This window comes from Pseudomonas sp. LAIL14HWK12:I1 (genome assembly GCF_003202095.1).
GTDB classification, from domain to species: Bacteria; Pseudomonadota; Gammaproteobacteria; order Pseudomonadales; family Pseudomonadaceae; genus Aquipseudomonas; species Aquipseudomonas monteilii.
This window is the reverse complement of record NZ_QJKG01000001.1, coordinates 197,209-221,395: the sequence shown is the minus strand read 5'-3', so window position 1 is coordinate 221,395 and position 24,187 is coordinate 197,209. Positions and strand designations below refer to the sequence as shown.

General features: G+C 63.5%; 22 protein-coding genes. 12 read left to right on the top strand and 10 right to left on the bottom strand.

The window, feature by feature from the left end; translation table 11 throughout:
* The first annotated feature begins 7 nt into the window (after window positions 1-7).
* Entirely contained in the window at window positions 8-784 is a 777-nt protein-coding gene (locus D906_RS01120; RefSeq protein ID WP_025753685.1) for an ABC transporter ATP-binding protein, read from the top strand.
* Window positions 785-812: 28 nt separating this feature from the next.
* On the top strand, window positions 813-2,615 hold the full coding sequence (locus D906_RS01115; protein WP_027608842.1) for a glycosyl hydrolase family 28 protein: 1,803 nt from the start codon (window positions 813-815) through the stop codon (window positions 2,613-2,615).
* Window positions 2,616-2,617: 2 nt separating this feature from the next.
* Here D906_RS01115 and D906_RS01110 read toward each other — a convergent pair whose 3' ends face one another.
* The gene (locus D906_RS01110; RefSeq protein ID WP_019096750.1) at window positions 2,618-3,364 is read right to left on the bottom strand and encodes a FadR/GntR family transcriptional regulator; all 747 of its coding nucleotides are present in this window, start codon (window positions 3,362-3,364) and stop codon (window positions 2,618-2,620) included.
* Between the two features lie 96 nt (window positions 3,365-3,460).
* On the opposite strand from D906_RS01110, the gene D906_RS01105 reads away from it, so the two are divergent.
* Window positions 3,461-4,168: a FadR/GntR family transcriptional regulator gene (locus D906_RS01105; protein ID WP_027615026.1), complete on the top strand. Its 708-nt coding sequence runs from the start codon at window positions 3,461-3,463 to the stop codon at window positions 4,166-4,168.
* Window positions 4,169-4,266: 98 nt separating this feature from the next.
* Here the strand turns inward: D906_RS01105 and D906_RS01100 are convergent, their stop codons facing one another.
* Window positions 4,267-5,229: an XdhC family protein gene (locus D906_RS01100; RefSeq protein ID WP_027608844.1), complete on the bottom strand. Its 963-nt coding sequence runs from the start codon at window positions 5,227-5,229 to the stop codon at window positions 4,267-4,269.
* Window positions 5,230-5,334: 105 nt separating this feature from the next.
* Between D906_RS01100 and D906_RS01095 the strand changes: the two genes are divergently transcribed.
* On the top strand, window positions 5,335-5,973 hold the full coding sequence (locus tag D906_RS01095; RefSeq protein WP_019096753.1) for a TetR family transcriptional regulator: 639 nt from the start codon (window positions 5,335-5,337) through the stop codon (window positions 5,971-5,973).
* A gap of 3 nt (window positions 5,974-5,976) precedes the next feature.
* Here the strand turns inward: D906_RS01095 and D906_RS01090 are convergent, their stop codons facing one another.
* From D906_RS01090 to D906_RS01075, 4 genes are all read right to left on the bottom strand, one after another.
* The gene (locus tag D906_RS01090; protein WP_027615025.1) at window positions 5,977-9,540 is read right to left on the bottom strand and encodes a molybdopterin cofactor-binding domain-containing protein; all 3,564 of its coding nucleotides are present in this window, start codon (window positions 9,538-9,540) and stop codon (window positions 5,977-5,979) included.
* Complete coding sequence (locus tag D906_RS01085; protein WP_019096755.1) at window positions 9,537-10,010, bottom strand: (2Fe-2S)-binding protein; 474 nt, start codon at window positions 10,008-10,010, stop codon at window positions 9,537-9,539. Before D906_RS01085 ends, D906_RS01090 begins: the two co-directional genes overlap by 4 nt.
* A 165-nt stretch (window positions 10,011-10,175) precedes the next feature.
* Window positions 10,176-10,652 (bottom strand): MarR family winged helix-turn-helix transcriptional regulator, encoded by a 477-nt coding sequence (locus D906_RS01080; protein WP_019096756.1) that lies wholly within the window; start codon window positions 10,650-10,652, stop codon window positions 10,176-10,178.
* A 70-nt stretch (window positions 10,653-10,722) separates the two neighbouring features.
* Window positions 10,723-11,775, bottom strand: a complete 1,053-nt coding sequence (locus D906_RS01075; protein WP_016711459.1) for a 2,5-dihydroxypyridine 5,6-dioxygenase — start codon at window positions 11,773-11,775, stop codon at window positions 10,723-10,725.
* A 330-nt stretch (window positions 11,776-12,105) separates the two neighbouring features.
* Here D906_RS01075 and nicC point away from each other — a divergent pair, with 330 nt between their 5' ends.
* From nicC to D906_RS01045, 6 genes are all read left to right on the top strand, one after another.
* Complete coding sequence (gene nicC / locus D906_RS01070) at window positions 12,106-13,254, top strand: 6-hydroxynicotinate 3-monooxygenase (protein ID WP_019096757.1); 1,149 nt, start codon at window positions 12,106-12,108, stop codon at window positions 13,252-13,254.
* Complete coding sequence (gene nicD, locus D906_RS01065) at window positions 13,251-14,057, top strand: N-formylmaleamate deformylase (protein WP_019096758.1); 807 nt, start codon at window positions 13,251-13,253, stop codon at window positions 14,055-14,057. The genes nicC and nicD overlap by 4 nt, the downstream gene beginning before the upstream one ends.
* A gap of 13 nt (window positions 14,058-14,070) precedes the next feature.
* Window positions 14,071-14,823 carry a maleate isomerase gene (locus tag D906_RS01060; RefSeq protein ID WP_019096759.1) on the top strand — a complete coding sequence of 251 codons (753 nt, stop codon included), beginning with the start codon at window positions 14,071-14,073 and terminating at the stop codon, window positions 14,821-14,823.
* 15 nt (window positions 14,824-14,838) lie between these two features.
* The gene (locus tag D906_RS01055) at window positions 14,839-15,480 is read left to right on the top strand and encodes an N-carbamoylsarcosine amidohydrolase (RefSeq protein WP_016711455.1); all 642 of its coding nucleotides are present in this window, start codon (window positions 14,839-14,841) and stop codon (window positions 15,478-15,480) included.
* Between the two features lie 208 nt (window positions 15,481-15,688).
* Window positions 15,689-17,002, top strand: a complete 1,314-nt coding sequence (locus tag D906_RS01050; RefSeq protein ID WP_019096760.1) for an MFS transporter — start codon at window positions 15,689-15,691, stop codon at window positions 17,000-17,002.
* Window positions 17,003-17,141: 139 nt separating this feature from the next.
* The gene (locus tag D906_RS01045) at window positions 17,142-18,434 is read left to right on the top strand and encodes an OprD family porin (RefSeq protein WP_027615024.1); all 1,293 of its coding nucleotides are present in this window, start codon (window positions 17,142-17,144) and stop codon (window positions 18,432-18,434) included.
* A 92-nt stretch (window positions 18,435-18,526) separates the two neighbouring features.
* Here the strand turns inward: D906_RS01045 and D906_RS01040 are convergent, their stop codons facing one another.
* On the bottom strand, window positions 18,527-18,712 hold the full coding sequence (locus tag D906_RS01040; RefSeq protein WP_019096762.1) for a hypothetical protein: 186 nt from the start codon (window positions 18,710-18,712) through the stop codon (window positions 18,527-18,529).
* A gap of 290 nt (window positions 18,713-19,002) precedes the next feature.
* On the bottom strand, window positions 19,003-20,046 hold the full coding sequence (locus tag D906_RS01035) for an alpha/beta fold hydrolase (RefSeq protein ID WP_019096763.1): 1,044 nt from the start codon (window positions 20,044-20,046) through the stop codon (window positions 19,003-19,005).
* Window positions 20,047-20,253: 207 nt separating this feature from the next.
* On the opposite strand from D906_RS01035, the gene D906_RS01030 reads away from it, so the two are divergent.
* Window positions 20,254-20,610, top strand: a complete 357-nt coding sequence (locus tag D906_RS01030) for an SH3 domain-containing protein (protein WP_019096764.1) — start codon at window positions 20,254-20,256, stop codon at window positions 20,608-20,610.
* Window positions 20,611-20,944: 334 nt separating this feature from the next.
* Here the strand turns inward: D906_RS01030 and D906_RS01020 are convergent, their stop codons facing one another.
* Window positions 20,945-21,850, bottom strand: a complete 906-nt coding sequence (locus D906_RS01020; protein WP_019096765.1) for a LysR family transcriptional regulator — start codon at window positions 21,848-21,850, stop codon at window positions 20,945-20,947.
* 100 nt (window positions 21,851-21,950) lie between these two features.
* On the opposite strand from D906_RS01020, the gene D906_RS01015 reads away from it, so the two are divergent.
* Window positions 21,951-22,712: a TSUP family transporter gene (locus D906_RS01015; RefSeq protein ID WP_019096766.1), complete on the top strand. Its 762-nt coding sequence runs from the start codon at window positions 21,951-21,953 to the stop codon at window positions 22,710-22,712.
* A 1-nt stretch (window position 22,713) separates the two neighbouring features.
* On the opposite strand, the gene D906_RS01010 is transcribed toward D906_RS01015, so the two are convergent.
* Entirely contained in the window at window positions 22,714-24,138 is a 1,425-nt protein-coding gene (locus tag D906_RS01010; protein WP_025753698.1) for a GGDEF domain-containing protein, read from the bottom strand.
* Window positions 24,139-24,187: the final 49 nt, after the last annotated feature.

Sequence of the window (24,187 nt, the reverse complement as noted above, 5' to 3'; positions counted from 1 at the left end):
ACTGACCATGTCCATGATCCAAGCACACGCGTTGAACCTGAGCTTTGGCGTTGGCGCCGCGCTCAACCAGGTGCTGCACAATGTCGACCTGAGTGTCGAAGATGGCGAGTCCTTTGGCCTGGTAGGGGAGTCCGGCTCTGGCAAGACCACGGTGCTGCGCTGCCTGGCCGGCCAGTACCGGCACTGGAGCGGGGCCCTGAGCATCGACGGTGTACCGTTGCAGCACAAGCTTCCCAAGGAGCACTTTCGCAAGGTGCAGATGGTGTTCCAGGATCCCTATGGCTCGCTGCACCCGCGCCATACCATCGACACTGCACTGCGCGAGCCGTTGGTGATCCACGGCATGGATGAGCGCAACGATCGCATCAACGACATCCTCATCAAGGTAGGCCTCAACGACAGCTACCGTTACCGCTACCCGCACCAGTTGTCTGGCGGCCAGCGTCAGCGGGTGGCTATCGCCCGGGCGTTGATCCTTGAGCCCAGGGTGCTGTTGCTCGATGAGCCCACGTCGGCCCTCGATGTGTCGGTGCAGGCAGAGATCCTCAACCTGCTGTCGGACCTGCGTCAGCGCGAGAAGCTTACCTACCTGATGGTGACTCACGACCTGGGCGTGGTCAGCCACCTGTGCGACAAGGTCGCGGTGATGCAGCAGGGGCGTATCGTCGAGCAACTGGACTGTCGGGCACTGAGCCAGGACCAGGCCACCCACGATTACACCCGAATGCTGGTGCAAGCCAGCCGCGACTTCAGCGCGGACGCCGCCCCGGCCCTGTCGGCCTGAACCCGGCAATTACAAGGAAGACAAGAACATGCCGAATGCCAACCCTGCGCCCGTTTGGCGGGTGCGTGCTGCCGTGGCTGCCCTGGCCATGGGCAGCAGCTTGCCACTGTGGGCCGTAGAGGCCCCTGCAAAGGTCCAGGTGCCGACGCTGGCCTACGACGACCGGCAGATCATCCTGGTGTGGGAAAAGCCCGCCAGCCATGCCGAAATCGTCGACTACCACGTGTATGCCAATGGCAGATTGCTGGGGGCCAGCAACGCCAACAACGATCAGGTGTCACCGGCCAAACCCTACATTGACCGGTTCTACGAGCAGGACCTGCACAACTTCCACCACCGCATCGCCATTCACAGCTTCACCGCCCAGGGGCTTGCACCCGATACCGAGTACCGCTTCACCGTGCGCTCGGTCGATCGCCATGGCAAAGAGTCTGCTGACAGCCCCGTGGTGGTGCAGCGAACCACCGACGTACCGGCACTGTTCAACGTGCAGCGCTACGGCGCCAAGGGCGATGGCAAGGCGCTCGACACGGCTGCCATTCAGCGCGCCATCGATGCGTGCAGCAAGGGCTGCAAGGTGTTGCTGCCTGCCGGTACGTACAAGAGCGGGGCGCTCTACCTCAAGAGCGACATGACCCTGGAAATCGCCGAGGGCGCTACCCTGTTGGGTTCCGAACGTGCCGAGGACTACCCACGCCAGGGCTATATCCAGTACCCGTATTCCACCACCGTGCGCCCGGCTTCGCTGATCAATGCCTTACCGCGCGACCCGCATGCGCACCAGGCCTTCGAGAACATCCGCATCGTCGGCAAGGGCACCATCGACGGCAATGGCTGGAAGCGTAACCCGGACGTGGTCGACGAGCGCGGGCGAGCCTTGCCCTTCTACCTGCCCAGCGACAACACCCGCTATATGCACGACGGCGTGCTGGCCAAGGCGCAGGTGGCGCGGGCGGTGGCCGAGGGCATGAACGTCAAGGATGCCTACGGGCAGATGCGCTCGTCGCTGATCACCCTGCGCAATGTGACAAACGTGTTCTATGGCGGCTTCACGGTGGTGAACCCGGCCTATCACGGCATCATGAACCTGGAAACGCAGAATGTGGTGCTGGCCAACACCACGCACCGTACTTACGACGCCAACAACGGCGACGGTATCGAGTTTGCCAACAGTCGTGGCGCGCTGGTATTCAACAACTTCTTCGACACCGGTGACGACTGCGTCAACTTCGCCGCCGGTACCGGGGCGGATGCGGTCCACCAGAAGGCGCAGGAGGATGCCTGGATCTTCAACAACTATTTCCGCAAAGGCCATGGCATGGTCGTGGCGGGCAGCCATACCGGCGCGTGGATTCAGAACATCCTGGCAGAGGACAACGTCTCGGATGGTACCGATGCCGGGCTGCGCATGAAAAGCACCAACTTCATGGGCGGTGGTGCGCGTTACGTCACCTTCCGTGATTCGGCCATCCGCAACACAGCGAAACAGGCCTTCATCTTCACCCTGGATTACAACGACCCGAATGCCAAGCTCGATTACAAACGTTCGACGGTGGCGGGGCAGTTTCGGGATATCACGGTCAGTGACGTAAGCGTGGAAAACGCCCGCACCGCCGCCATCGAGGTGAAAGGCGATAGCGGTCATGGCGCCTGGCACCAGGGGTTGGTGTTCGAGCGGGTGCGCTTCAGTGGGCCGGCCCCGGTGAAGATCGATGGCCTGAAGGATTCGCGCTTCGACGGGCTGCGCTTCACCGAGACCGGTGGCGCCAACCCTTGGCAGGTACAGGGCAGCCAAGGGCTTGCCTACACGGACGTAGAGCCCGCACCGTAGCCTCAGGCCTCGCTGTAGAATGCCTGTAGCCGTTGCGCCTCCCGCAGGCGCATACGGCTGTTGCTCAGGTGCAGGTACATGGCGGCGCGCGCCGCGTCGACCTGGCGGCTGGCAATGGCGTCGTAGATCTGCTGATGTTCGGCGTTGATGCCGGCCAGGTAGGTGCTGCGGTTGCTCTGCCCGGTGTAGGCAGAGTTCATGCGCGTGCGGGGGATCATCTTGGTGCCCAGATGCTTCATGATGTCGATCAGGTACTGGTTGCCTGCGGCCTTGGCGATTTTAAGGTGGAACTGGAAATCGGCGTTGGTCGTGCTGCCGGACTTTTCCGGGCCTTGCATCAGCGCCTCCAATGCTTGCTGCAATTCTTCGAGCGCTTGCGGCGTGGCCCGTTCGGCGGCCATGCCGGCGGCTTGCACTTCAAGGCTGAGGCGGTATTCCAGCAGGTCGAGCACATCGGACAGCAGGCTGATGGTTGCCGGCCCCACGTTGAAGCTCTCCGGTGCCGGCATGTCCAGCACGAAGGTGCCCACACCGTGGCGGGTCTCGACCAGGCCCGCTGCCTGCATGCGCGACAACGCTTCGCGTACTACCGAGCGGCTGACACCTTCGGTTTCGATCAGCGTCGCTTCGGTTGGCAGTTTGTCACCACGCTTGAGTGTGCCCTCGCGCATGCGTTGGGCAAAGCGTTCGACCAGCGCTTCAGCCAGGCGGCGGGGCGGTTGGGTGGGGCGGGTGGTAGGGTCCGGCATTGCTGTGCTCTTGTGTGGGCAGCGGCCAGTATAGTGCGTTTTGGCCCCGGGCAGCGGGTATACTCCGGGCTCTTCCGTATTGCAAAGGTTCGCCCAATGGCTGCTGCCCCCCCGGAAAAACGCCTGAATCTCGCACAGCAACTGGTGCATGACCTGTCGCAGCAGATTCTCTCGGGTGAATTGCCGGCGGGCAGCAAATTGCCCACCGAAGAAGCCGTGACCAAAGCGCGGGGCGTAAGCCGTACCGTGGTGCGCGAGGCCATGTCACGGTTGCAGGCCGAAGGCCTGGTAGAAACCCGCCGTGGTATCGGCACCTTCGTGGTAGACGCCATCCCGGCAGGTGACTTCCAGAGTGCGAGTCCCGGAATGGGCGGTGCATACAACGCGGTGGCGATCATCGAGTTGCGGCTTTGCCTTGAGGTCGAGGCGGCCGCCATTGCTGCCCAGCGTGCAACCCCGGAGCAACTGGCTGCCATGCGTGCGGCGCTCGATGGGGCCGTCGATACGCAGTCTGTGCCCTGCATGCGTACCGACTTCGAGTTTCACTTGCAGATAGCCCAATGCACGGGCAACAGCTTTTTCATCGACACCATGACCCACCTTGGGCATACCTTGCTGGCGGCGGCCCCGCCAGCAGTATCAGGGGGTGATGCCGAGCAGCGGGCACTGGAAGCGCGGGAGCGCGAGCAAGTGCATGCCGCGATCACCCGCAAGGATGCCGGTGCTGCCCGTGCTGCCATGCGGCTGCACCTGATGAACTGCCTGACACGCGCTCACCAGAGGGATAAGGATTTTTACAAGTGATCAAAGTTACAACAGGTTCATTCTATGCAGTGGTTGCGTAAACTGTTACGCCTATGCTGGCGTGCATATGCGAGTCTACCCATCTCGTTTAGTGCCGCTCACAGCGCATCCCGCGCCTTGCCCCGGTACACCCTCAGCACATCCGCCATCACCGCCAGCGCGATCTCCGCTGGCGACTTGCTGCCCAGGTCCAGCCCGATAGGCATGTGCAGTCGCTCTATCTGCTTGGCGGTCAACCCGCCTATCCGCTGTAACCGCTCGGCACGCCGGGCCGAGGTGGCCGCCGAGCCCATCGCCCCGATGTAGAACGCCGGGGTATGCACCGCCTCCATCAACGCCAGGTCATCGATTTTCGGGTCGTGGGTCAGCGCCACCACGGCAGTCGCTGCATGGCAACCACCCGCCGCGATAAACAGTGAGGGCAGCACCCGATGCATCTGTGCGCCCTCTATCTCGACATGCGCCATCTCCTCACGCGGGTCGCAGGCGATGACTTCGCAGCCCAGCGTGCGGGCAATGTCAGCGCAGGCTTCGGCGACGGGCGACAGCCCGGCCAGCACCAGCCGTAGTACGGGGCCGACGCCAATATGCACGGCGCTTTCGTCCATGCGCACGGCCACGCTGTTGTCGCCATGCAAGCTGAAATCACCTGCCGGCAAACTGACCTTGCGCGTCACCCGCTGCTGGCCCAACAGCGCCCCTTGCAGCGATTGCAGGTGTTCCAGCCATGCGCCGTCCGCCTGTCGCCGCTCCACCAGCACCACCAATACGCCACCGCAAGGCAGGCGCAAGCGCCGGCTCTGCTCCTGGCCATCGCCATAGCGCACCACCTGTGCCTGCTGGGTAAATGCACCTTGCGCCAGGTTGCCGAGAAATTCCTCTTCGACACAGCCGCCAGACAATGAACCGACCCAATCCTGCGCGCTGCGGCAAGCCAGCATCGCCCCAGGCGAGCGAGGGGCCGAGCCATAAGTGGACAACACCGTGCACAGCCACACCGTGTCCCCGGCCCTGGCCCATTGCAGGGCTTTGTCGATCACCTGCAGGTCGAGATGCTGCATGCTCCGCTACCTCGCTCATATCGTCTCAGCCCAGCCGAAAAAGCCGCGCAATGGCCCAACGTCTGTGGCAGTGTTGGGTATCTGGCCAGCCCCACAGGGACCGACATGCAAACTCGCAAAACCGGTGTACGCGCCCAACAGGCCGACCGCACCCGGGACAACATCCTCAAGGCCGCGGTGAAGGTCTTCAGCAAGGAAGGCTTCACCGGTGGGCGTATCGAGCAGATCTCCACGCTGGCCAAGTCCAACGACCGGATGATCTATTACTACTTCGGCAACAAGGAGAAGCTGTTCATCAGTGTACTGGAGCACATCTACGCCAGCTTCAACCAGGCCGAAGCCAAGCTGCGCATCGACCTCGACGACCCGGAAAAAGCCCTGCGTGAGCTGGTGGCGTTCATCTGGGACTACTACGTGCGCCACCCCGAATTCGTCACCATTCTTGCCACCGAGAACCTTCACCAGGGCCAGCACGCGCGCAAGTCGCAAAACCTCAAGGCTTTGTCTGGCGAGGCGGTCGGCGTGCTGCGGCCGATCATCGAGGCGGGCCAGGCCAAGGGCCTGTTCCGCAACGACATCGACATCACCCACGCCTACCTGATGATTGCCTCGCTCTGCTATTTCTATAATTCCAACCGCCATACCCTCAGCTCGTTCCTGGCCGTGGACCTGGCCGACCAGCAGGCCAAGGCCGATTGGCTGGCCTTCATCAGCGACCTGGCCCTGCGCGGGTTGCGCCGCTGACCCTCAGTGGCTGCCAGGGTTGGCGCGTATGTGCGCGGCCTTGGCTGCCAGCCCTTGCCAGGCCGGTTTGTCGGCGGCGAAGCGCTGGCGCAGGTAGGCCGCCAGGTCGGCGACCTGGCGGTCCGACAGGCTGTCCTTGAAGCCGGGCATGTAGCCAAGGTCTCGGGTTGCCGGGGTGGGTATGCCGTGCAGTACCACGCGCAGCAGGTTGTCCGGCAGGTCGCTGTGGACGTTGCTGTTCACCGCCATCGACGGGCTGACACCCAACAGCTTCGGCCCCAGGCCATCGCTGTGGCAGGCCAGGCACGCGCCCTTGAATACCCGCTCACCGTTGCTCAGCGACACCTGGATATCCGTTTGCGGCGCAGCGTTGGCTGCAAGCGTCGCAGGCTCGCCGTCGAGCGAGCTGAGGTAATGGGCGATGGCGCGTACATCGCTTTTGGGCAATGTGGCCAGCTCGCTGACCACTGGCCCCATCGGGCCTGCCGCCACACCGTGCTTTTCGGAAAAACCGGTGCTCAGGTAGGTGAACAGTTCGTCTTCGCTCCAAGGCGTTGCCGACTTGCCCAGGGCATTCAGTGCCGGGGCTTCCCAGCCGTCGACCCTGCCGCCGGCAAGGTAGCTGCCGCCGCCTTTCTCCGCCCCCATCAAATTGCGTGGCGAGTGGCAGGCCGTGCAATGGCCCAGTCCGTCGACCAGGTAAGCGCCACGGTTCCACTGCGCACTGCGTTGCGGGTCGGGCTGGTACTCGCCGCGTTGCAAAAACAGCGCATTCCAGCCGGCCATCAGGGGCCGCTGGTTGAACGGGAAGCGCATTTCGTTGGCGGGCGCCGACTGGCGTACCGGGGTTTGCGACATCAGGTAGGCGTACAGCGCCTGCATGTCGGCATCGTTGATGTTGCGAAACGAGGTGTAGGGGAAGGCCGGGTAGAGGTGCCGGCCATCGCGGCTGATGCCTTCGCGCATGGCCCGCTCGAAGGCGGCGAATGACCAGCGACCAATACCGGTTTCCGGGTCGGGGGTGATGTTGGTGCTGTACAGCGTCCCGAACGGCGTTTCCATCGCCAGCCCCCCCGCATTGACCTTGCCGCCGCTGACCGTGTGACACACGGCGCAGTCACCGGCTGCCGCCACCTGGCGCCCGCGTTCGAGCATCGCCGCGCTCCAGCTGCCGGCACCAGGCGGGGTTACCGGGGCGATTTCAGCGCGCCAGGGCAGGGCGGTGGCGAGCATGCCCAGGGCTGCGCCGAATACCCCGGCCAGCGAGCCGAACCACCACTTCGAGCGCTTCTTTGTGGGGTGTTCCTGTGTGGGGGCATCAGGCTCCTGGCCCTCGCCACCGAGCGCTGCGCGCACCCGTTCCGCCGTAATCGGCAGTTCCCGAAAGCGGATGCCGGTGGCGTCGAAAATAGCGTTGGCGATGGCGGCCGCGCTGGGTACCGAGGCCGACTCGCCACTGCCCATCGGCGGTTCGTACTGGCGCGGCAGCATCATCACGTCAATGGCTGGCAACTCGGGGAAGGTCAGGATCGGGTAGCCGCCCCATTCCTTGCTGGCCACCGTCGACTCCTCAAAGCTGACTTGTTCCTTGAGCACGCGGCTGGTGGACTGGATGACGTTGCCGTGTATCTGGTGTCGCACGCCCTCCGGGTTGACCATCATCCCGGCATCGTGGCCAATCACCACACGGGTGACGGCGACCTCGCCGGTGCGCCGGTCTACCGCGACATCAGCCACCCACGCCGCCCAGGCCGCGCCGAAGCCGGGAAACTTGCTGTGGATGTAGCGTGCATAGGCAAAGCCCCTGCCACGCAGTACGTCACCTTCGGCTTGCGTTTGCATGGGCTGGGTATGCGGCTGCCATGCGGCGCGTTCGGCGGTGGCCTTGACCAGGTCGATGGCGCGCGGGTCGGACAGGTGCTTGAGGCGGTATTCGACCGGGTCTACACCCGCCGCGAAGGCCAGCTCATCGATGTACGACTCGTGGGCGAAGCTGTTGGGCATGGCCGATACACCGCGCATCCACGAGGCGCGCACCAGCGGCGTCATGTCGTTGATGGTGACGCGCATGTGCTCGTAGTCATACGGCGGGATCGAGGTACGGTCGCCCATCTCGAACAGTGCCGGCACCGGTTCCACGGCGCCGGTCAGTAGCAGCGCCAGGGTTGGGGCGCCGTTGGACGGGTAGCTGGTCTGGAAGTCGTAGGCGGCCACGCTGCCATCGGCGTTCAGGCCGCCGTCGATCTCCATCAGCTGCGCGGTACCTTTGGGCTCCCACACATGTTCCTGCTCGCGCGTCAGCTGCACCCGCACCGGGCGCTGCACGGCACGCGACAGCAGCACCGCATCGGCACACACATCGTCGGCGCAGTTGCGGCCATAGCAGCCAGCAGCCTCCATGCGGATGATTTCGATGCGGTCTTCGGCGCATTCCAGCAGCCAGGCCAGGTCGGCGCGCAGCAGGTGCGGGTTTTGCGTGCCGGACCACACGCGGATCTGGTTATCGGTGAAGTCGGCCAGCGCGCACGACGGGCCAATAGAAGCATGCAACTGGTACGGCCACAGGTAGCTGCGGCTCAGGCGTTGGCTGGCATTGGCGATGCCGCCGTCGACATCACCCTTGTCCAGCACGGTGCGCTGCACCCGCGGGTTGTCGCGGATGGCCTGGGCAACATCGCTGAGGTCAGGCAGCTTGGCGGTAAAGGGCTTCCAGCTGACCTTCAGGTCATGGGCGGCGCGAATGGCCTGCTCCTCGCGCTCGGCCACCACACCGACAAAGTCACGGATGACCACCACCGCGACCACACCGGGCACGTGGGCGATGGAGGCTTCATCGACCGCCAGCAGGCTGTTGCCGACGAAGTCGCCGCTGTCGTGGCCGGCGTAGGGTGGGCGGATGACCCGGCCGTGCAGCATGTCGGGCAGGCGCATGTCATGCACGTAGGTCAGCTCGCCAGTGGCCTTGCCGGGGATGTCCACCCGTGCGGCACTGCGCCCGACCAGGCGGTAGTCCTCAATGGCCTTGAGCGGCGCATCGTCGGCGATGTACAGCTGGTGGTTTTCACCTTGCACCAGTTCGGCAAAGCTCAGCGTGCTGCCGTTGCTGGCGATTACCGCGCCTTCTTCAATGCGCAGGGCTTCGGGGGCGCAAGCAAGCCGTTGCGCGGCCTGTTGCAGCAAGAAGCGCCGCGCCGTGGCCGCGGCCTTGCGCAAAGGCACGGCGGAAATCTGCAAGGTGGCGCTGGCAATGGTTGCGCCCTGGTTCGGCGCCCGTTCGGTGTCACCCAAAACCATGTGAACCTGGTCCATGCGCAGGTCCAGCTCTTCAGCAACGATCTGTGCCAGTGAGGTGCGAATGCCGGTGCCCAGGTCGACGTGGCCGTTGAAGGCGTAGACCAGGCCGTCGTCGCTGACGGCGATGAACAATGCCAGTTCGCGTTCCTTGACCACGGGCGTCACGCCCTTGGCCACGGGGCCGGAAGGCGGGGTGATCTGGTCGACGATCAGCAACACGCCGGTCTTGGCCTGCAACTGGTCGCGGCTGGGCACCTGTTGAGAGTGGTTCATGCTTTGCTCCGGGTCTGGGCAGCGCGGCGCACGGCGCGCAGGATTTCGACGTGGGTGCCGCAGCGGCACAGATTGCCGCGCAGTTCATTGCGGATCTGTTCGTCGCTGGGGTTTGGGATGCGGTCGAGCAAGGCCTTGGCGGTCATGATCATGCCGTTCATGCAGTAACCGCACTGGGCGGCCTGTTCGTCGATGAACGCCTGTTGCACTGCGTGCGGCGCGGCCTTGCTGCCCAGCCCTTCGAGGGTGGTGATGTCACGGCCCTCGGCGCCGGCCAAGGGGATGACACACGAGCGTGCAGCCACGCCGTCGATGATCACCGTGCACGCCCCGCATTCGCCCAGGCCGCAGCCGTACTTGGGGCCGTTCAGGCACAGGTCGTTGCGCAGGACCAGCAGCAGCGGTGTGTCGGGCGCGGCGCTGGTTTCGACGGCTTGGCCGTTGACCCGCAGGGAGAGGGTTGTTTGCATTATTGGCTCATCTCTGGAGGTTGCTTGCGCTACCGAAGGACTCAAACGGGGAGAGAAGTTCGGTAAGTACTCACTACATGAAATGAGTGAGCAAGAAGCAGGCCAGGGATGATTTTTTGGGGGGCAGTTGTGACTGGGGCTGCGTAGCAGCCCCAAAGCTTGAGGTCAGCCGGCGTTCTCGCCGCTGTCGATCATCTTGCGCAGCAGGTACAGGATGGCCACACGCTCACCGGCATTCAGGCTGCCCATGCTCAACTCGCTGATCTGCCGGGCGCAGGGGATCATTTCGTCCAGCAAGGCAGCGCCATTGTCGGTGAGCTCGACGATAACCTTGCGCCGGTCGCTGGGATCTGGCGACAACTGCACCAGTTCGCGTGCCTTCAAACGGTCGACGATGCCGCGGATGGTTGCCTGGTCCACCGCAGTCGCCTTGATCAGCTCGGCCTGGGAACTGGGGCCGTGGTCGCGCAGGGCGCACAGGGTGACGAACTGGATCGAGGTCAGCTGCGGGTCGCAAGCCTGCTGCTGGAAGATCGCCGTGTGCCGCTGGTAGGCCTTGCGCAGCAAGTGGCCGACCTGTTCGGTAACGTCATAGGGTGTGTTGTCGAGCGGGGCGCTGCTGGGGGTGGTTTTTATCGACATAGAATGGCTTGGGCTGGGTGGAAAGAGGCTGGCCGGCCGCCAAGAGCGGAGCGCCCGGCCAGTATAACCCCTATCGCGCCCGCGACTCCTCTGGTGCGACCACGTCGCCGGCCAGGACCACGGCTTGGTCATCCAGGTAGATGTCGCAATTGCGCAGCGGAATGTCCAGGTGGCACGGGGTCTTGCGCTTGCCGCCGACCTCGGTGTTGGGGCCGGTGGAGAACAGGAAGTTGCCGTAGAAGGCCCGGGCGTCCATGCACATGCCATCGTTGCGGTCGTGTAGGCCCATGGCCGTCCACTGCGCGCGTGGCTGCAGGCCCCAGCCGATGTGCGAAATGCCATACACCTCGGGGTCGTTGAAGTACTTCATGTAATCGCGCAGGTACTCGGCCTCGAAGCCGCCATGAATGCCGGTGATGAAGCCTTTCTCGATCTCCAGGGTGATGCGCTCGCGGCAGTAGTTCTTGAACGGCAGGATGATGTCGCCCACGTCCAGCACCAGTGTGCCCTCGGCGCTGTCCTCGTTCGGCCAGGTGAACAGAAAGCCGCTCGGCCAGTGGTCCCAGCGCCCCGGCTCGTCGGCATAGCCGTATTCGGTCACGGCCGGGTACTGGCCAAGCGGGGCGTGGAAGTCGCTGCCGGCCTTGGACCGCACATGCAGGCTGCGCGCCTGCTTCAGCAGGGTTTCGGCAGCCAGCACGCGGCGTTTATCGTCCTCGGTGGGCAGCATGCGCGCCAGCACTTCCGGCGGCTCCACAGCCAGCAGAATACGCGTGCCGGTCTTGAGGATCTGCTCCTGCTCGGGGGAGTGCAGCAACATCATGGTGTCGACGATCAGGTCTGCCGCCTCCAGTGCCCGTTGCGCCGCCAGGTTGCCGGTAAGTGCGGTGTCGCCGCAGTAGGCGGTCATGTCGTTGCCCATCGCCGTGGGGTGGTTGAACGCGGGCAGCTCCACCGCATACACCTTGGCCTTCAGGCGCTGCGCAGCTTCCATCGCCGCGTTGACCGTGCGCGGGTCGGAGTAGTGGCTCTTGAGCACGGCGACGCTCTGCGTCTCGTCCACGCGGGAAAGCTTCAGTACGTGCTCGAACATCTGGGTCAGTTGCGCATTGCTCACCGGCATCGGGGTTCTCCTGGGCGGCGTTGATGGGGGAGAGGTGCTGCACCAAGGCAGTGCCCGGCGCTTCATCTCGGTGCAAATTAATAGTGTGTACACCCTACTTTTGCAGATGAAAGCGCATCCCGTCGGTAAGCGCAAGTTATCTGTAAAACGTTACCTATCCACACATACGCCTAGTTATTACGGTAACAGAGCTTTGGCTGCACGTTTCGATCAGCTGTTTGAAAAATATTTGCCTGCCCCTCTTTTCAAAATTCAATTGCAGCGTATACGCTCTAAATCGTCAGGCGGTCGAACCGCTGGCCACACATCAGAACAAGAGGAGAGATACCCATGCGGGGTAGGCAGAAAATCGCAATCGTCGGTGCGGGTCTGGGTGGGGCAGCCGCCGCCACGTTGCTGCAACAGGCCGGGTTCGATGTCGAGGTGTTCGAGCAGGCGCCGGAATTCACCCGCCTTGGCGCGGGCATTCATATCGGCCCTAACGTGATGAAAATCTTCCGCCGCATGGGGCTGGAGCAGAAGCTGGAGCTGATGGGCTCGCACCCGGACTTCTGGTTCAGCCGCGACGGCAATACCGGTGATTACCTGTCGCGCATTCCGCTGGGCGAATACGCCCGTCGCGAGTACGGCGCCGCCTACATCACCATTCACCGTGGCGACCTGCACGCGCTGCAGATCGACGCGATCAAACCGGGCACCGTGCACTTCGGCAAGCGCCTGCAAAAGATTGTCGACGAAGGCGACCAGGTGCGCCTGGACTTCGCCGACGGCACGCACACCGTGGCTGATATCGTCATCGGTGCCGATGGCATCCACTCGAAAATCCGCGAAGAGCTGCTAGGCGCCGAAGCGCCGAACTACAGCGGCTGGGTCGCGCACCGGGCACTGATCCGCGGGGTGAACCTGGCGCAGCATGCCGATGTGTTCGAGCCCTGCGTGAAGTGGTGGTCCGAAGACCGCCACATGATGGTCTACTACACCACCGGCAAGCGTGACGAGTACTACTTCGTCACCGGTGTGCCGCATGAAGCCTGGGACTTCCAGGGCGCCTACGTGGACAGCAGCCAGGAGGAAATGCGCGCCGCCTTCGAGGGCTACCATCCCACTGTGCAAAAGCTGATCGACGCGACCGAATCGATCACCAAGTGGCCACTGCGCAACCGCAACCCGTTGCCGCTGTGGAGCCGTGGCCGGCTGGTCATGCTGGGTGACGCCTGCCACCCGATGAAGCCGCACATGGCCCAGGGCGCCTGCATGGCTATCGAGGATGCGGCCATGCTGACCCGCTGCCTGCAAGAGACCGGGCTGTCCGACCACCGCACCGCGTTCGCCCTGTACGAGGCCAACCGCAAGGAGCGGGCATCGCAGGTGCAGTCGGTATCCAACGCCAACACCTGGCTCTACACCCAGGAAGACCCGGCCTGGGTCTATGGCTACGACCTCTACGGGCAGCCGCTTAAAAGCGGGGAGGCGGCATGAGTACCTTCGTCGCCGGCGGTAACGTCAGCGCCAATGGCATCCGCCAGCATTTTCTGCGCTACGGCGGCAAGGGCCAGGCGCTGATCCTGGTGCCGGGCATCACCAGCCCGGCGGTTACCTGGGGCTTCGTGGCCGAGCGCCTTGGCCAGTACTTCGATACCTATGTGCTGGATGTGCGTGGGCGTGGGTTGTCGGAGAGCGGGCCTGGGCTGGATTACGGCACCGACGCCTGTGCCGCAGACATCCCCGCGTTTGCTGCTGCGCTGGGCCTGGGCAGCTATCACCTGGTCGGGCATTCGATGGGGGCGCGCTTTGCCATTCGTGCTGCTGCCCAAGGGGCGCCGGGGTTGCAGCGGCTGGTGCTGGTCGACCCGCCGGTTTCCGGGCCGGGGCGCCGCGCCTACCCGAGCAAGTTGCCGTGGTATGTCGACTCGATCCGCCTGGCCACGGTTGGCATGAGCGGCGACGACATGCGCGCCTTCTGTGCCACCTGGAGCGACGAGCAACTGGCCCTGCGCGCCGAATGGCTGCACACCTGTTACGAGCCGGCAATCGTGCGCGCCTTCGATGACTTCCACGAGGTGGATATCCACCAGGACCTGCCTGCCGTGCGCCAGCCGACGCTGCTGATGGTGGCGGGGCGCGGCGGGGTGATCGAGCCCCGCGACATAGCCGAAATCCGCGAGCTGAAGCCGGATATCCAGGTGGTACGGGTAGACAACGCCGGCCACATGATCCCTTGGGATGACCTTGAAGGCTTCTTCGCCGCCTTTGGCGACTTCCTCGACCAACCCCTTGTCTGACGGAGCACGAGACATGACCCAGCTATACCGCATCGGCCAGATCGTGCCGAGTTCCAACACCACCATGGAAACCGAGATCCCGGCGATGCTCAATGCACGCCAGGCCATCCGCCCCGAGCGCTTCACCTTCCATTCCAGCCGCATGCGCATGAAGCAGGTGAAGAAGGAAGAGCTGGCCGCGATGGACGCCGAGTCCGACCGCTGCGCCGTGGAGCTGTCCGACGCCAAGGTCGATGTGCTGGGCTACGCCTGCCTGGTGGCGATCATGGCCATGGGCCTGGGTTACCACCGCCAATCGGAAAAACGCCTGCAGCAGGCCACCGCCGACAATGATGCGTTGGCGCCGGTCATCACCAGTGCCGGTGCGCTGGTAGAAGCGTTGCATGTGATGAAGGCCAAGCGCATTGCCATCGTCGCCCCGTACATGAAACCGCTGACCGAACTGGTGGTGAACTACATCCGCGAGGAAGGCTTTGACGTGCAGGACTGGCGCGCGCTGGAAATCCCCGACAACCTCGCCGTGGCTCGCCACGACCCGGCCAACCTGCCAGGCATCGTCGCCGGCATGAACCTGGAAGGCGTGGATGTGGTGGTGCTTTCGGCCTGCGTGCAGATGCAGTCGCTGCCAGCTGTGGCCAAGGTCGAGGCGCAAACCGGCAAGCCAGTGGTTACCGCAGCCATCGCCACCACCTACGCCATGCTCAAGGCGCTGGACCTGGAGCCGATCGTGCCGGGTGCTGGTGCCTTGCTGTCGGGCGCTTACTGAAACCGGGAGGCGGACATGAGCGACACACAAAGCGCCCGTGACAACTATCAGGGGGTCTGGGGCCAGCGCATTGGCTTCGGCCGCAAGCCAGCCCTGTTGATGATCGACTTCATGCAGGGTTACACCACGCCTGGCGCTCCGCTGTATGCCCCGGGTGTTGTCGCGGCGGTCGAGCAGGCTGCCGGCCTGCTGGCGCTGGCCCGCGACTGCGGTACCCTGGTGGTGCACACCAACATTCGCTACCAGCCGCCGCATTTTGCCGACGGCGGTGTGTGGGTGCGCAAGGCGCCAGTGATGAAGGACATGGTCGAAGGCAACCCGCTGGCTGCCTTCTGCGAGGCGGTCGCACCGCAGGCGGGGGAGGTGGTGTTGAGCAAGCAGTACGCCAGTGCCTTCTTCGGCACTAGCCTGGCCCCGCTGCTGCATGCACAAGGGATCGATACCGTGGTGCTGGCCGGCTGTTCCACCAGCGGCTGCATCCGCGCCAGTGCAGTGGATGCCATGCAGCACGGCTTTCGAACCATCGTGGTGCGCGAGTGCGTAGGTGACCGCCACAACGACCCGCATGAAGCCAACCTGTTCGACATCGACAGCAAGTATGGGGACGTCGTCACCCGGCAGGACGCCATGCAACACCTGCGGCACCTGGCCGGCTGAACGCCGGGCAGCCCTTACCCAATAACAATCAAGGAACGGTGCCGGAAGCCCGTCCATGACCGCCTGCTGTCCGGGCGGTCGCCCCGCAGGAGCACTCGGGGTCTTCAGGCGTTGCCGGGGCGCGCCGCGTATAGTGCGCGGGGTGCCCGGCGCGTCGAAAACTGCTGGCCTTAAAACAACCACAAAGTCGCCCGCCAGGAGACAGGAAATGCCAATTGCGAATGCAACCACGGTCCACAGTGACATCGACCATGGCACCAAAGCGCTGTACAGCAAGATCACCTGGAGGCTAATACCCTTCCTGTGCTTCTGCTACCTCGCCGCGTACCTCGACCGCATCAACGTCGGTTTCGCCAAGCTGCAAATGCTCGAAGACCTGCAGTTCAGTACTGCAGCCTACGGCCTGGGTGCCGGTCTGTTCTTTGTCGGCTACATCATTTTCGAAGTGCCGAGCAACCTGATCCTGCAGCGCGTTGGCGCCAAGCTGTGGATCGCCCGCATCATGATCACCTGGGGCTTGCTGTCGGCCTGCACCATGTTCGTCAGCACCACCACCCAGTTCTACATCCTGCGGTTTCTGCTCGGGGCTGCCGAGGCTGGCTTCCTGCCGGGCGTGTTGTACTACCTGACCATGTGGTACCCCACCTACCGGCGAGGGCGCATCATTGCCCTGTTCATGATCGGCTTGCCGTTGTCCAGCGTGATTGGCGGGCCGATTTCTGGCTGGATCATGGGGCATTTCGACCAGGTGCATGGACTGCATGGCTGGCAGTGGCTGTTCCTGCTGGAGGCGATCCCCAGCGTGCTGCTTGGCATCCTCACGTTCTGGGCACTGCCCAACCACTTCCAGCAGGCCAAGTGGCTGTCGGATGACGACAAGGCCCAGCTGGCGGCAGACCTGGCCGCTGACGATGCCGAGGGCAAAGACAGCAAGCACAGCTTCCGCGACGGCTTCTTCAACCTGAAGGTGTGGATGCTGGGAGGTATCGATTTCTCGATCCTGCTCAGCGCCTATGCCATGGGCTTCTGGATGCCAACCTTCATCCGTGATGCGGGCGTCAGTGATACCTTCCACATTGGCCTGCTCACGGCCATCCCGAGCCTGGCCGCGCTGGCTGGCATGCTGATGATCGGGGCCAGCTCCGATCGCCACCGCGAGCGCCGCTGGCACATCATCGTGCCGTTCATCATCGGTGCGATTGCCATGGCCAGCAGTACCTTGTTCAGCCAGAACCTGGTGATGACCGTGGTGCTGTTCGCCATCGCTTCGGCGGCCATCATTGGCGCAGTGCCGGTGTTCTTCAGCCTACCGGCCACCTTCCTCAAGGGCACGGCTGCGGCTACCGGCTTCGCCCTGGCTTGCTCGGTGGCCAATATCGCCGGCCTGGTCAGCAACTCGCTGATGGGCCTGGTCACTGACCTGACCGGTACTTCTCACGCAGCACTGTGGGTGTTTGCCGGCTGCCTGATTCTCAGCTGCTTCCTGGTTATTGCCTTGCCGGCGAAGCTGGTCAACCGCTAGCGGCCCAGCGCTTCACGCAATGGCAGTGCAGGCGGGCCGGGTGCCCGCCTGCCAACCCTCTCTCAAAGCAACCCGCACCTCGGTGGCCGTTCAAGGCCACCGCGCCGGGTGGCTGTTGCCCGAATCCAGGAGTAGCCCCATGCAAGGTTCCACTGCACCGCGTTTTTCTTCGTCTGCGCGCCTGGCCGGCGGTTGTATTGCCGTCGCGCTGTGTGCCGAGGCTTCGGCTGAAGAGGCCGGTTTCATCGAAGGCGCCCGTGCCACGCTGCAGGCGCGCAATTACTTTTTCAGCCGTGACTACGCTGACATCAAGGGGGCGAGCACCCAATCGCGTACCCAGGAGTGGGCGCAGGGTTTCATCCTCAATGCCAGCTCCGGCTATACCCAGGGCACGCTGGGCGTCGGTGTCGATGTTACCGGCCTGCTTGGCTTCAAGCTCGACAGCAGCCCGGCGCATGCCAAGTCCGGCTTGTTGCCCAGCCTGGACAGCGGTAAGTCGGCGGACGAGTACAGCCGCCTGGGTGCGGCGATCAAGTTCAAGGTGTCGCAGACCGAGTTGAAGGTGGGCGAGTTGATGCCCAACCTGCCTGTGCTGCTGTTCAGCGACCTGCGCCTGCTGCCGCCAACCTACCAAGGGGCGATGCTGGAGTCCCGCGAGTTTGCCGGGCTGACCCTGAATGCCGGGCAGTTCCGCTCCACCAGCTTGCGTGACTCGTCCAACAGCCAGAAGATGTACGCGCTGGTCAACGATCCGATCAATCCGGCGCGGCTGGCACGCTTTACCAGCGACCGTTTCAACTACGTGGGTGCCGACTATGCCTTCAACGACAACCGCACCAGTGTTGGCGTATGGCAGGCGCAGCTGGAAGACATCTACCAGCAGCGCTTCTACAGCTTCAAGCATGCCGAGCCGTTGGGTGACTGGACGCTGGGGGTGAATGCCGGCTACTTCGATGCCCGCGAGGACGGGCGCAAGATTGCCGGCGATTACGACAATCACGCACTGTTCAGCCTGTTCTCAGCCAAGACCGGCGGGCATACCTTCTATGTGGGGTACCAGCAGATTGGCGGTGATGACGGCTTTATCCAGGTGGGCGCCAACACCAACCCGATGGGCAACACGCTGCCGACCTACGAGTTTTCGGCGCCGGGGGAGCGGTCGTGGCAGGTGCGGCACGACTATAACTTTGTCTCCTTGGGCATTCCGGGCCTGACGTCAACCTTGCGCTATGTGAAGGGGCGGGATGTGGACACCGGGCTGGGCTTTGAAGGGCGAGATCGCGAGCGTGATCTGGACCTGGCCTATGTGGTGCAAAGCGGGCCGTTGGCAGGATTGGGGATACGGGTGCGCAATGTGATGGCGCGTTCCAATTACCGCACGGACATTGATGAGAACCGGCTGATCCTGAGTTACACGGTCAAGCTGTTCTGAGGGTGCAGATGCTCTAAAAACCTGCCCGCTCCCACAGGTTTGCGCTGGTTTCAGCTTCAGCGTAATCCTGTGGGGCCAGGAAAGGGTACAGCTCACTGCAAGGTCACGGGCTTGAAGCTATCCGGTAACTGCTGGATAGCCGCCTCTATCTTGGCGATCAGTTCAGCCAACTCGTCCGCCTCGTTGTGCTTACCCTCCTTTTTCAGGCGATCGCGCTCAAGGCGCAGGTTCAGCAAATTTTTCTGCAGCTTCAGGGCCGAGGCATTGTACGGGTCCATGCTTTTCTCACACTGTGGGCTTCCGTGCCGTTGTAGGAAAATCGGACCGTAGCAGCTCGATTTTGCTGCAGAAACTGATGTTTCATACAGGGAAATCCCACCGAGGCGAATACTCCTACGTTGCGCGGTAAAAGATCCTACAAGCTGCATTTCAAATCGTTTCATTCAGTCTTGGCCGCACCCCGCGTGATAGCTGGCCACCACGGGGTTTCCTCCCTACAGACTCTCGACAATTTCCTGTAAATGGTTTGCCGTGCCCTTCGAAACTTCGTGTAGCAATTGCTTGCGCGTTAGAAGTGGTCCGCATCCACGACCGCCTGTGCAAACGCTTTTGGCGCTTCCTGCGGCAGGTTGTGGCCAATGCCACCGCTGATCAGCCGGTACTCGTATTTGCCGGTAAAGCGCTTTGCATACGCTTCTGCAGGCGGGTGTGGGGCGCCGTTGGCATCGCCCTCCAGAGCAATGGTCGGTACAGTGATGCCGGGGAAGCGGGCCAGCTTGGCTTCCAGCGGGTCATAGCGGGTTTCGCCTTGGGCCAGCCCCAGCCGCCAGCGGTAGTTGTGCACGGTAATCGCCACTTGATCGGGGTTATCCAGGGCCTGGGCGCTGCGCTCGAACGTGGCGTCATCGAAAGCCCACTTGGGCGAGGCGGTTTGCCAGATCAGTTTGGCGAAGGCATGGCGGTTCTGCTCGTAGCCCGCCTGGCCGCGTGGGGTGGCGAAGTAGTACTGGTACCACCACTGCAGTTCGGCGCTGGGTGGCAGCGGCGCCTTGGCGGCTTCCTGGCTGCTGATCAGGTAGCCGCTGACCGAGACCAAGGCCTTCACCCGCTCTGGCCACAGCGCAGAGACAATGTCGGCAGTACGCGCACCCCAGTCGAAACCGGCGAGTACTGCACGCTGGATATGCAGCGCGTCCATGAATGCGACGACATCGCTGGCCAGGGCGGTGGGTTGGGCATTGCGTGGCGTTGCCGCAGACAGGAAGCGGGTTTGGCCGTAGCCGCGCACGTAGGGCACCAACACCCGGTAACCTTTTGCCGCCAGGGCAGGTGCAACTTCCTCGAAGCTATGAATGTCGTAGGGCCAGCCGTGCAGCAGGATCACCACCGGGCCATCGGTGGGGCCTTGTTCCACGTAAGCCACATCGAGCACGCCTGCGTTGATGTGTTTCAGAGGGCCGAACCTGTCGGCCACTGCGCTTGCTGGCTGGGGCTGTACGGGGGCGGCGGTGGCGATGGCCGTCGCCATCAGCCCGAGCGGCAGCACGGTGCAGGCCAGCAGGGCGTGGTTGAAGCGGCGTGACAGGGTGTGGGTCGAGTGGCGGGCAGGCATCGGGCATCTCCTTGGCATGAGCCATTGGGGCGGGTTGATGTGTGCCAGTAAAGTTGACGGCTGTATCGCCGATATGTCCGATTGACCCGTTGGAGACGTGCTTGTGTATCAGGTCTCAATGGGTACACATAACGATACAAACGCGGTGCAGCGGTGGTTTTTCCGCTGTTGCACCGATCGAAGGTTTACCCGGCCAAGGAGAGGCCCATGCATTACGTTGTGATTGAACCCCATCGCAGTGAATACCCGCGGCCCATCCGCTTCGCCAAGGGCACGCTGCTGAACATCGGGCCACGCTACGAAGGCGAGCCAGGCTGGCAGGACTGGTACCTGTGCACCTGCAGTGGTCAGGAACCTGGCTGGGTACCGGCCCAGTTGATCGAGCGGATCAGCGTGTGCCAGGGCAGGGCACTGGACAATTACTCAGCGCATGAGCTCGATGCCGACCCCGGGCAGCGGGTGCAGATGCTGCGCCCGCTCAACGGGTGGGTCTGGTGCCGTCGCCATGGCAATGGCGAACTGGGCTGGCTGCCTGCGGAAAAGCTTCAGCAGGTTTCCATCTGATCCGCTTTTTTTCCACAAAGCTGAATCTGTAACCGTATCAGCCCAAGGCCGAGAATATGCCCATTCCCGCATCACAACTGTAGAGGTTCCAATGGGCAAGCTGGCGCTATTCCTGGGTGGTTTTCTGCTACTGACCATTCTGATTGGTCTTCTTGGCACGATTCCGCCAAGCTGAGGTTCAACGTTCACCCGCGCATGGGATAAGTCATTCTTTGCGCTGGGAAATCTGTCCACAAAAAACGTGGGTAGGTCTGTGGATAAAGTGCTGTAAGCCAAGCCCACGGCGGGCTCTGTTAAATTGAGCAGAAATTGAACAGCCGTTTCAGTGGCTGTTTCATTGGGCCATGCCGGCTCGGCGCAGGGCCGCCAGCAAGTCACGTACCCGTGCCGGCAGCTCGCCGGCAGGGTATAGCGCGTGCATCTGCGGGTCCTGCCCGCTGCTGGAGGTCAGGCGGTACTGGGGGCACACCCGCACCAGGCGCCCGGTTTTGACCTGCGCTTCGCCAACCCAGGCGGCCAGGCGGGCGATACCGGCACCGGCCAGGGTGCTGTGGTACACCGCATCGCCCGAACCCAGGCGCAGCCTGGGCCTGGGGCGCAGGCTGGTGATCTGGCCATCACGGCAGAAATGCCAGGCCTTGAGGATGCGTGGCGCGGTATGCAGGATCAGCGTATGGCCCTCCAGGTCTTCCGGGTGTTGCGGTGTGCCGGCCAGGCTCAGGTAGGCGGGGCTGGCATACAGGTGGCGCTGATAGGGCCAAAGCGGGTAGCCGATCAGCTCGCTCGATTGGGGAAAGGCGCCGCGCACCACGAAATCGAATTTGCCTTGCAGTGGGTCGAGGGCTTCGTCGCTGTACTGCACGTCGAGGGTCACTTGCGGGTGGTCGCGAGAAAACTCGGCAAGCACCTGCGGCAACACATGCTCCCCCAGCAACTGCGGCACGGCAAAGCGGATCCAGCCCTGGGCATTGCCGCTGAGCGCGGCCAGTTCGTCGGCCGCATCGCGTTGCACATCCAGCAAGCGCTCGGCGTGCGGCAACAGTCGCTCGCCGGCTTCGGTCAAGGTCACGGCGTTGGCGTTTCGGTTGAGCAGCTTGCTTCCGGCGTTGTCTTCCAGGGTTTGTACAGCCCGGGTAACGGCGCTGGGGGAACGCCCCAGTGCGCGGGCGGCGGCGACGAAGCTGCGCTTGTGTGCCACGCTGACGAACGCCTGGATTTCCCGCAGCATGTCCAATGCCATCGCCTGCTCCTTGTTGCAGTTTTCGCAATATGGCATTTCAACACAAGCGCGGTACTTTGATTAGCCTTGCAGGCGTCTTCTCTGCCTCTGGGCCTGCATCATGATGGATATCGCTGTACTTTCCGTGTTCGCTTTTGCCGCTGGGCTGATCGATGCCGCCGTGGGGGGTGGTGGGCTGATCCAGATCCCGGCCTTGTTCAATGTGCTGCCCGCCGCACAGCCAGCGGCATTGCTCGGCAGCAACAAGCTGGCATCGGTGTGCGGCACGGCCTTCGCGGCGCGGTCGTTTATCCGCAAGGTGACGCTGGACTGGGGGCTGATCGTACCCGCTGCACTCAGCGCCTTTGTCATGTCGTTCGCCGGTGCCGCCACGGTGTCGCTGGTGCCGCCCAGCGTGATGCGCCCGGCGGTGCTGGTGCTGATTGTGCTGATGGCCATCTACACCTTCTGCAAGAAAGACTTCGGCACCCTGCACAAGCCTGCGCAAATCGGCCGCAAGGAGCAGTGCCTGGCGGTGCTGATCGGCGGTGCGATCGGTTTTTACGACGGCCTGTTCGGCCCCGGCACCGGTAGCTTCCTGATCTTCCTGTTCATCCGCTTCTTTGCCCTGGACTTCCTGCACGCCTCGGCGTCGGCCAAGGTGGTGAACATCGCCACCAACCTGGCGGCACTGGTGTTCTTCGTGCCGACGGGCAACGTGTTGTATGCCATCGCCCTGCCCATGGCGGTGTGCAACATCCTGGGCGCGCTGACCGGTACCTGGCTGGCAGTGCGCAAGGGCGCCGGCTTTGTCCGCGGGCTGTTCCTGGTGCTGTTGTGCGTGCTGATCGCCAAGCTGTCGTGGGACTTGCTGGCCGGTTGACTCAGATCACCTGGCGCTGCGCCTCGGCCTGCTCGACGCGATTGCGGCCATGGGCCTTGGCCCGGTACAGCGCCTGGTCGGCGCTTGCCAGCAGCGCGTCCAGGCTGGGGGCCGGGTGGTCGGCGTCGCAGCCGGCCAGGCCGATACTGACGGTAATCTGCAGGCGCTGGTCGGCCTGCACCACATGCAGGTCCTGTACAGCGCGGCGCAGGCGTTCGGCGGTGAACTTGGCCCGTTCTGGCGCAAGGCCCGGGAGGATGACGACGAACTCCTCGCCACCCAGGCGCGCGAGCAGCTCATCGTTGTGCAACTGGTCTTGCAAGGTGCTGGCGAACTGGCGCAGCACCTGGTCACCGACCGCGTGGCCGTGGGCATCGTTGATCGACTTGAAATGGTCGATGTCCAGCATCATCAGGGTTAGCGGCAGCGCCTGGGCATGCTGCTGGCGGCTGTCCAGCAACGCGTTGGCGCGGCGGGTAAAGGCACTGCGGGTGAGCACGCCGGTAAGGTGGTCGATGGTAGCCTGGTGCGCCAGGCGGGCCATCAGGCTGCGGTTGGCCTGGCTGACGCAGGCCACCACCAGCGGGCCAAGCACCAGCATGGCGATGCCCAGGCGCGCCGACATCAGCGTGGTCACCCCTGGCTCGCTTTGCGGCACGCTAAAGTGCATGAGATTTTGCGCCACCGCCACAATCAAGGTACTGCCGGCGGTGAGTGCCAGCAGCGAAACCATGAAGGGCGAATAGGTCCAGGCACACCACAGCAAGGCGGCAATCGGGAAGGCAATGGCCCCGGGGCCGCCAAAGGCAATGCTGAACGCCAGCGAGGCCAGCAGCACCAGCAGCGGTGCCAGGCGGATGGCCTGGGCACCACCGCGCACCAAGGCCCGCACCGAGGGCGCAGTAAGCAGCACCGGCAGCACCAGCACGCTGGTCGAGAACTGTTCGCTGAACCAGGCCAGCCAAGTGGCGCGCAACGATTGTTGGAACCAGGGCGCGGCCATTGCCGCCGCCATGCTGGCCGCCACCATGGCGGCAGCGGCGCAGGCGGCAAATACGCTGAGTACGCCGTGCGGGGTACGCATGCGTCGGTGCAGGCGCGGCAAGCGCGACAGCAATTGCCAGAGGGTCACCACCACGCCCAGGTTGCACAGGTTGAACCACATGGCCGGGGCCCAGGCGCTGCCGCACAGCAGGTCGGCACCGACCATGGCCAGCCAGACGAGGCCAAAGCCGGTAAGCGTGGCCTGACGAGGGTAGCGCAGCAATACACCGGCCAATACGGCATTCACCGGCCAGAACAGCGACAGCGATTCGATCGGGCGTGCCAGGATACCGCCCAGGGTGAGGGCAAAGGTCAGGCAGAGCAGAATGACGTAAGGCAACAAGCGCGATTGGGCAGCAAAAACCATGGGCTCGACCGGCAAGCGGAAACGAAATCCAGGACAACGCCTTGAAGCACCTGGGGCAATGACC

Coding starts and splice junctions, on each gene's coding strand:
- D906_RS01080 (WP_019096756.1), bottom strand. CDS start 10,652: ATGTCGATAAAAACCACCCCCAGCAGCGCCCCGCTCGACAACACACCC.
- D906_RS01110 (WP_019096750.1), bottom strand. CDS start 3,364: ATGCCGGACCCTACCACCCGCCCCACCCAACCGCCCCGCCGCCTGGCT.
- D906_RS01115 (WP_027608842.1), top strand. CDS start 813: ATGCCGAATGCCAACCCTGCGCCCGTTTGGCGGGTGCGTGCTGCCGTG.
- D906_RS01090 (WP_027615025.1), bottom strand. CDS start 9,540: ATGAACCACTCTCAACAGGTGCCCAGCCGCGACCAGTTGCAGGCCAAG.
- D906_RS01120 (WP_025753685.1), top strand. CDS start 8: ATGTCCATGATCCAAGCACACGCGTTGAACCTGAGCTTTGGCGTTGGC.
- D906_RS01040 (WP_019096762.1), bottom strand. CDS start 18,712: ATGGACCCGTACAATGCCTCGGCCCTGAAGCTGCAGAAAAATTTGCTG.
- D906_RS01015 (WP_019096766.1), top strand. CDS start 21,951: ATGATGGATATCGCTGTACTTTCCGTGTTCGCTTTTGCCGCTGGGCTG.
- D906_RS01055 (WP_016711455.1), top strand. CDS start 14,839: ATGAGCGACACACAAAGCGCCCGTGACAACTATCAGGGGGTCTGGGGC.
- D906_RS01095 (WP_019096753.1), top strand. CDS start 5,335: ATGCAAACTCGCAAAACCGGTGTACGCGCCCAACAGGCCGACCGCACC.
- D906_RS01085 (WP_019096755.1), bottom strand. CDS start 10,010: ATGCAAACAACCCTCTCCCTGCGGGTCAACGGCCAAGCCGTCGAAACC.
- D906_RS01075 (WP_016711459.1), bottom strand. CDS start 11,775: ATGCCGGTGAGCAATGCGCAACTGACCCAGATGTTCGAGCACGTACTG.
- D906_RS01100 (WP_027608844.1), bottom strand. CDS start 5,229: ATGCAGCATCTCGACCTGCAGGTGATCGACAAAGCCCTGCAATGGGCC.
- nicD (WP_019096758.1), top strand. CDS start 13,251: ATGAGTACCTTCGTCGCCGGCGGTAACGTCAGCGCCAATGGCATCCGC.
- D906_RS01020 (WP_019096765.1), bottom strand. CDS start 21,850: ATGGCATTGGACATGCTGCGGGAAATCCAGGCGTTCGTCAGCGTGGCA.
- nicC (WP_019096757.1), top strand. CDS start 12,106: ATGCGGGGTAGGCAGAAAATCGCAATCGTCGGTGCGGGTCTGGGTGGG.
- D906_RS01105 (WP_027615026.1), top strand. CDS start 3,461: ATGGCTGCTGCCCCCCCGGAAAAACGCCTGAATCTCGCACAGCAACTG.
- D906_RS01035 (WP_019096763.1), bottom strand. CDS start 20,046: ATGCCTGCCCGCCACTCGACCCACACCCTGTCACGCCGCTTCAACCAC.
- D906_RS01060 (WP_019096759.1), top strand. CDS start 14,071: ATGACCCAGCTATACCGCATCGGCCAGATCGTGCCGAGTTCCAACACC.
- D906_RS01030 (WP_019096764.1), top strand. CDS start 20,254: ATGCATTACGTTGTGATTGAACCCCATCGCAGTGAATACCCGCGGCCC.
- D906_RS01045 (WP_027615024.1), top strand. CDS start 17,142: ATGCAAGGTTCCACTGCACCGCGTTTTTCTTCGTCTGCGCGCCTGGCC.
- D906_RS01050 (WP_019096760.1), top strand. CDS start 15,689: ATGCCAATTGCGAATGCAACCACGGTCCACAGTGACATCGACCATGGC.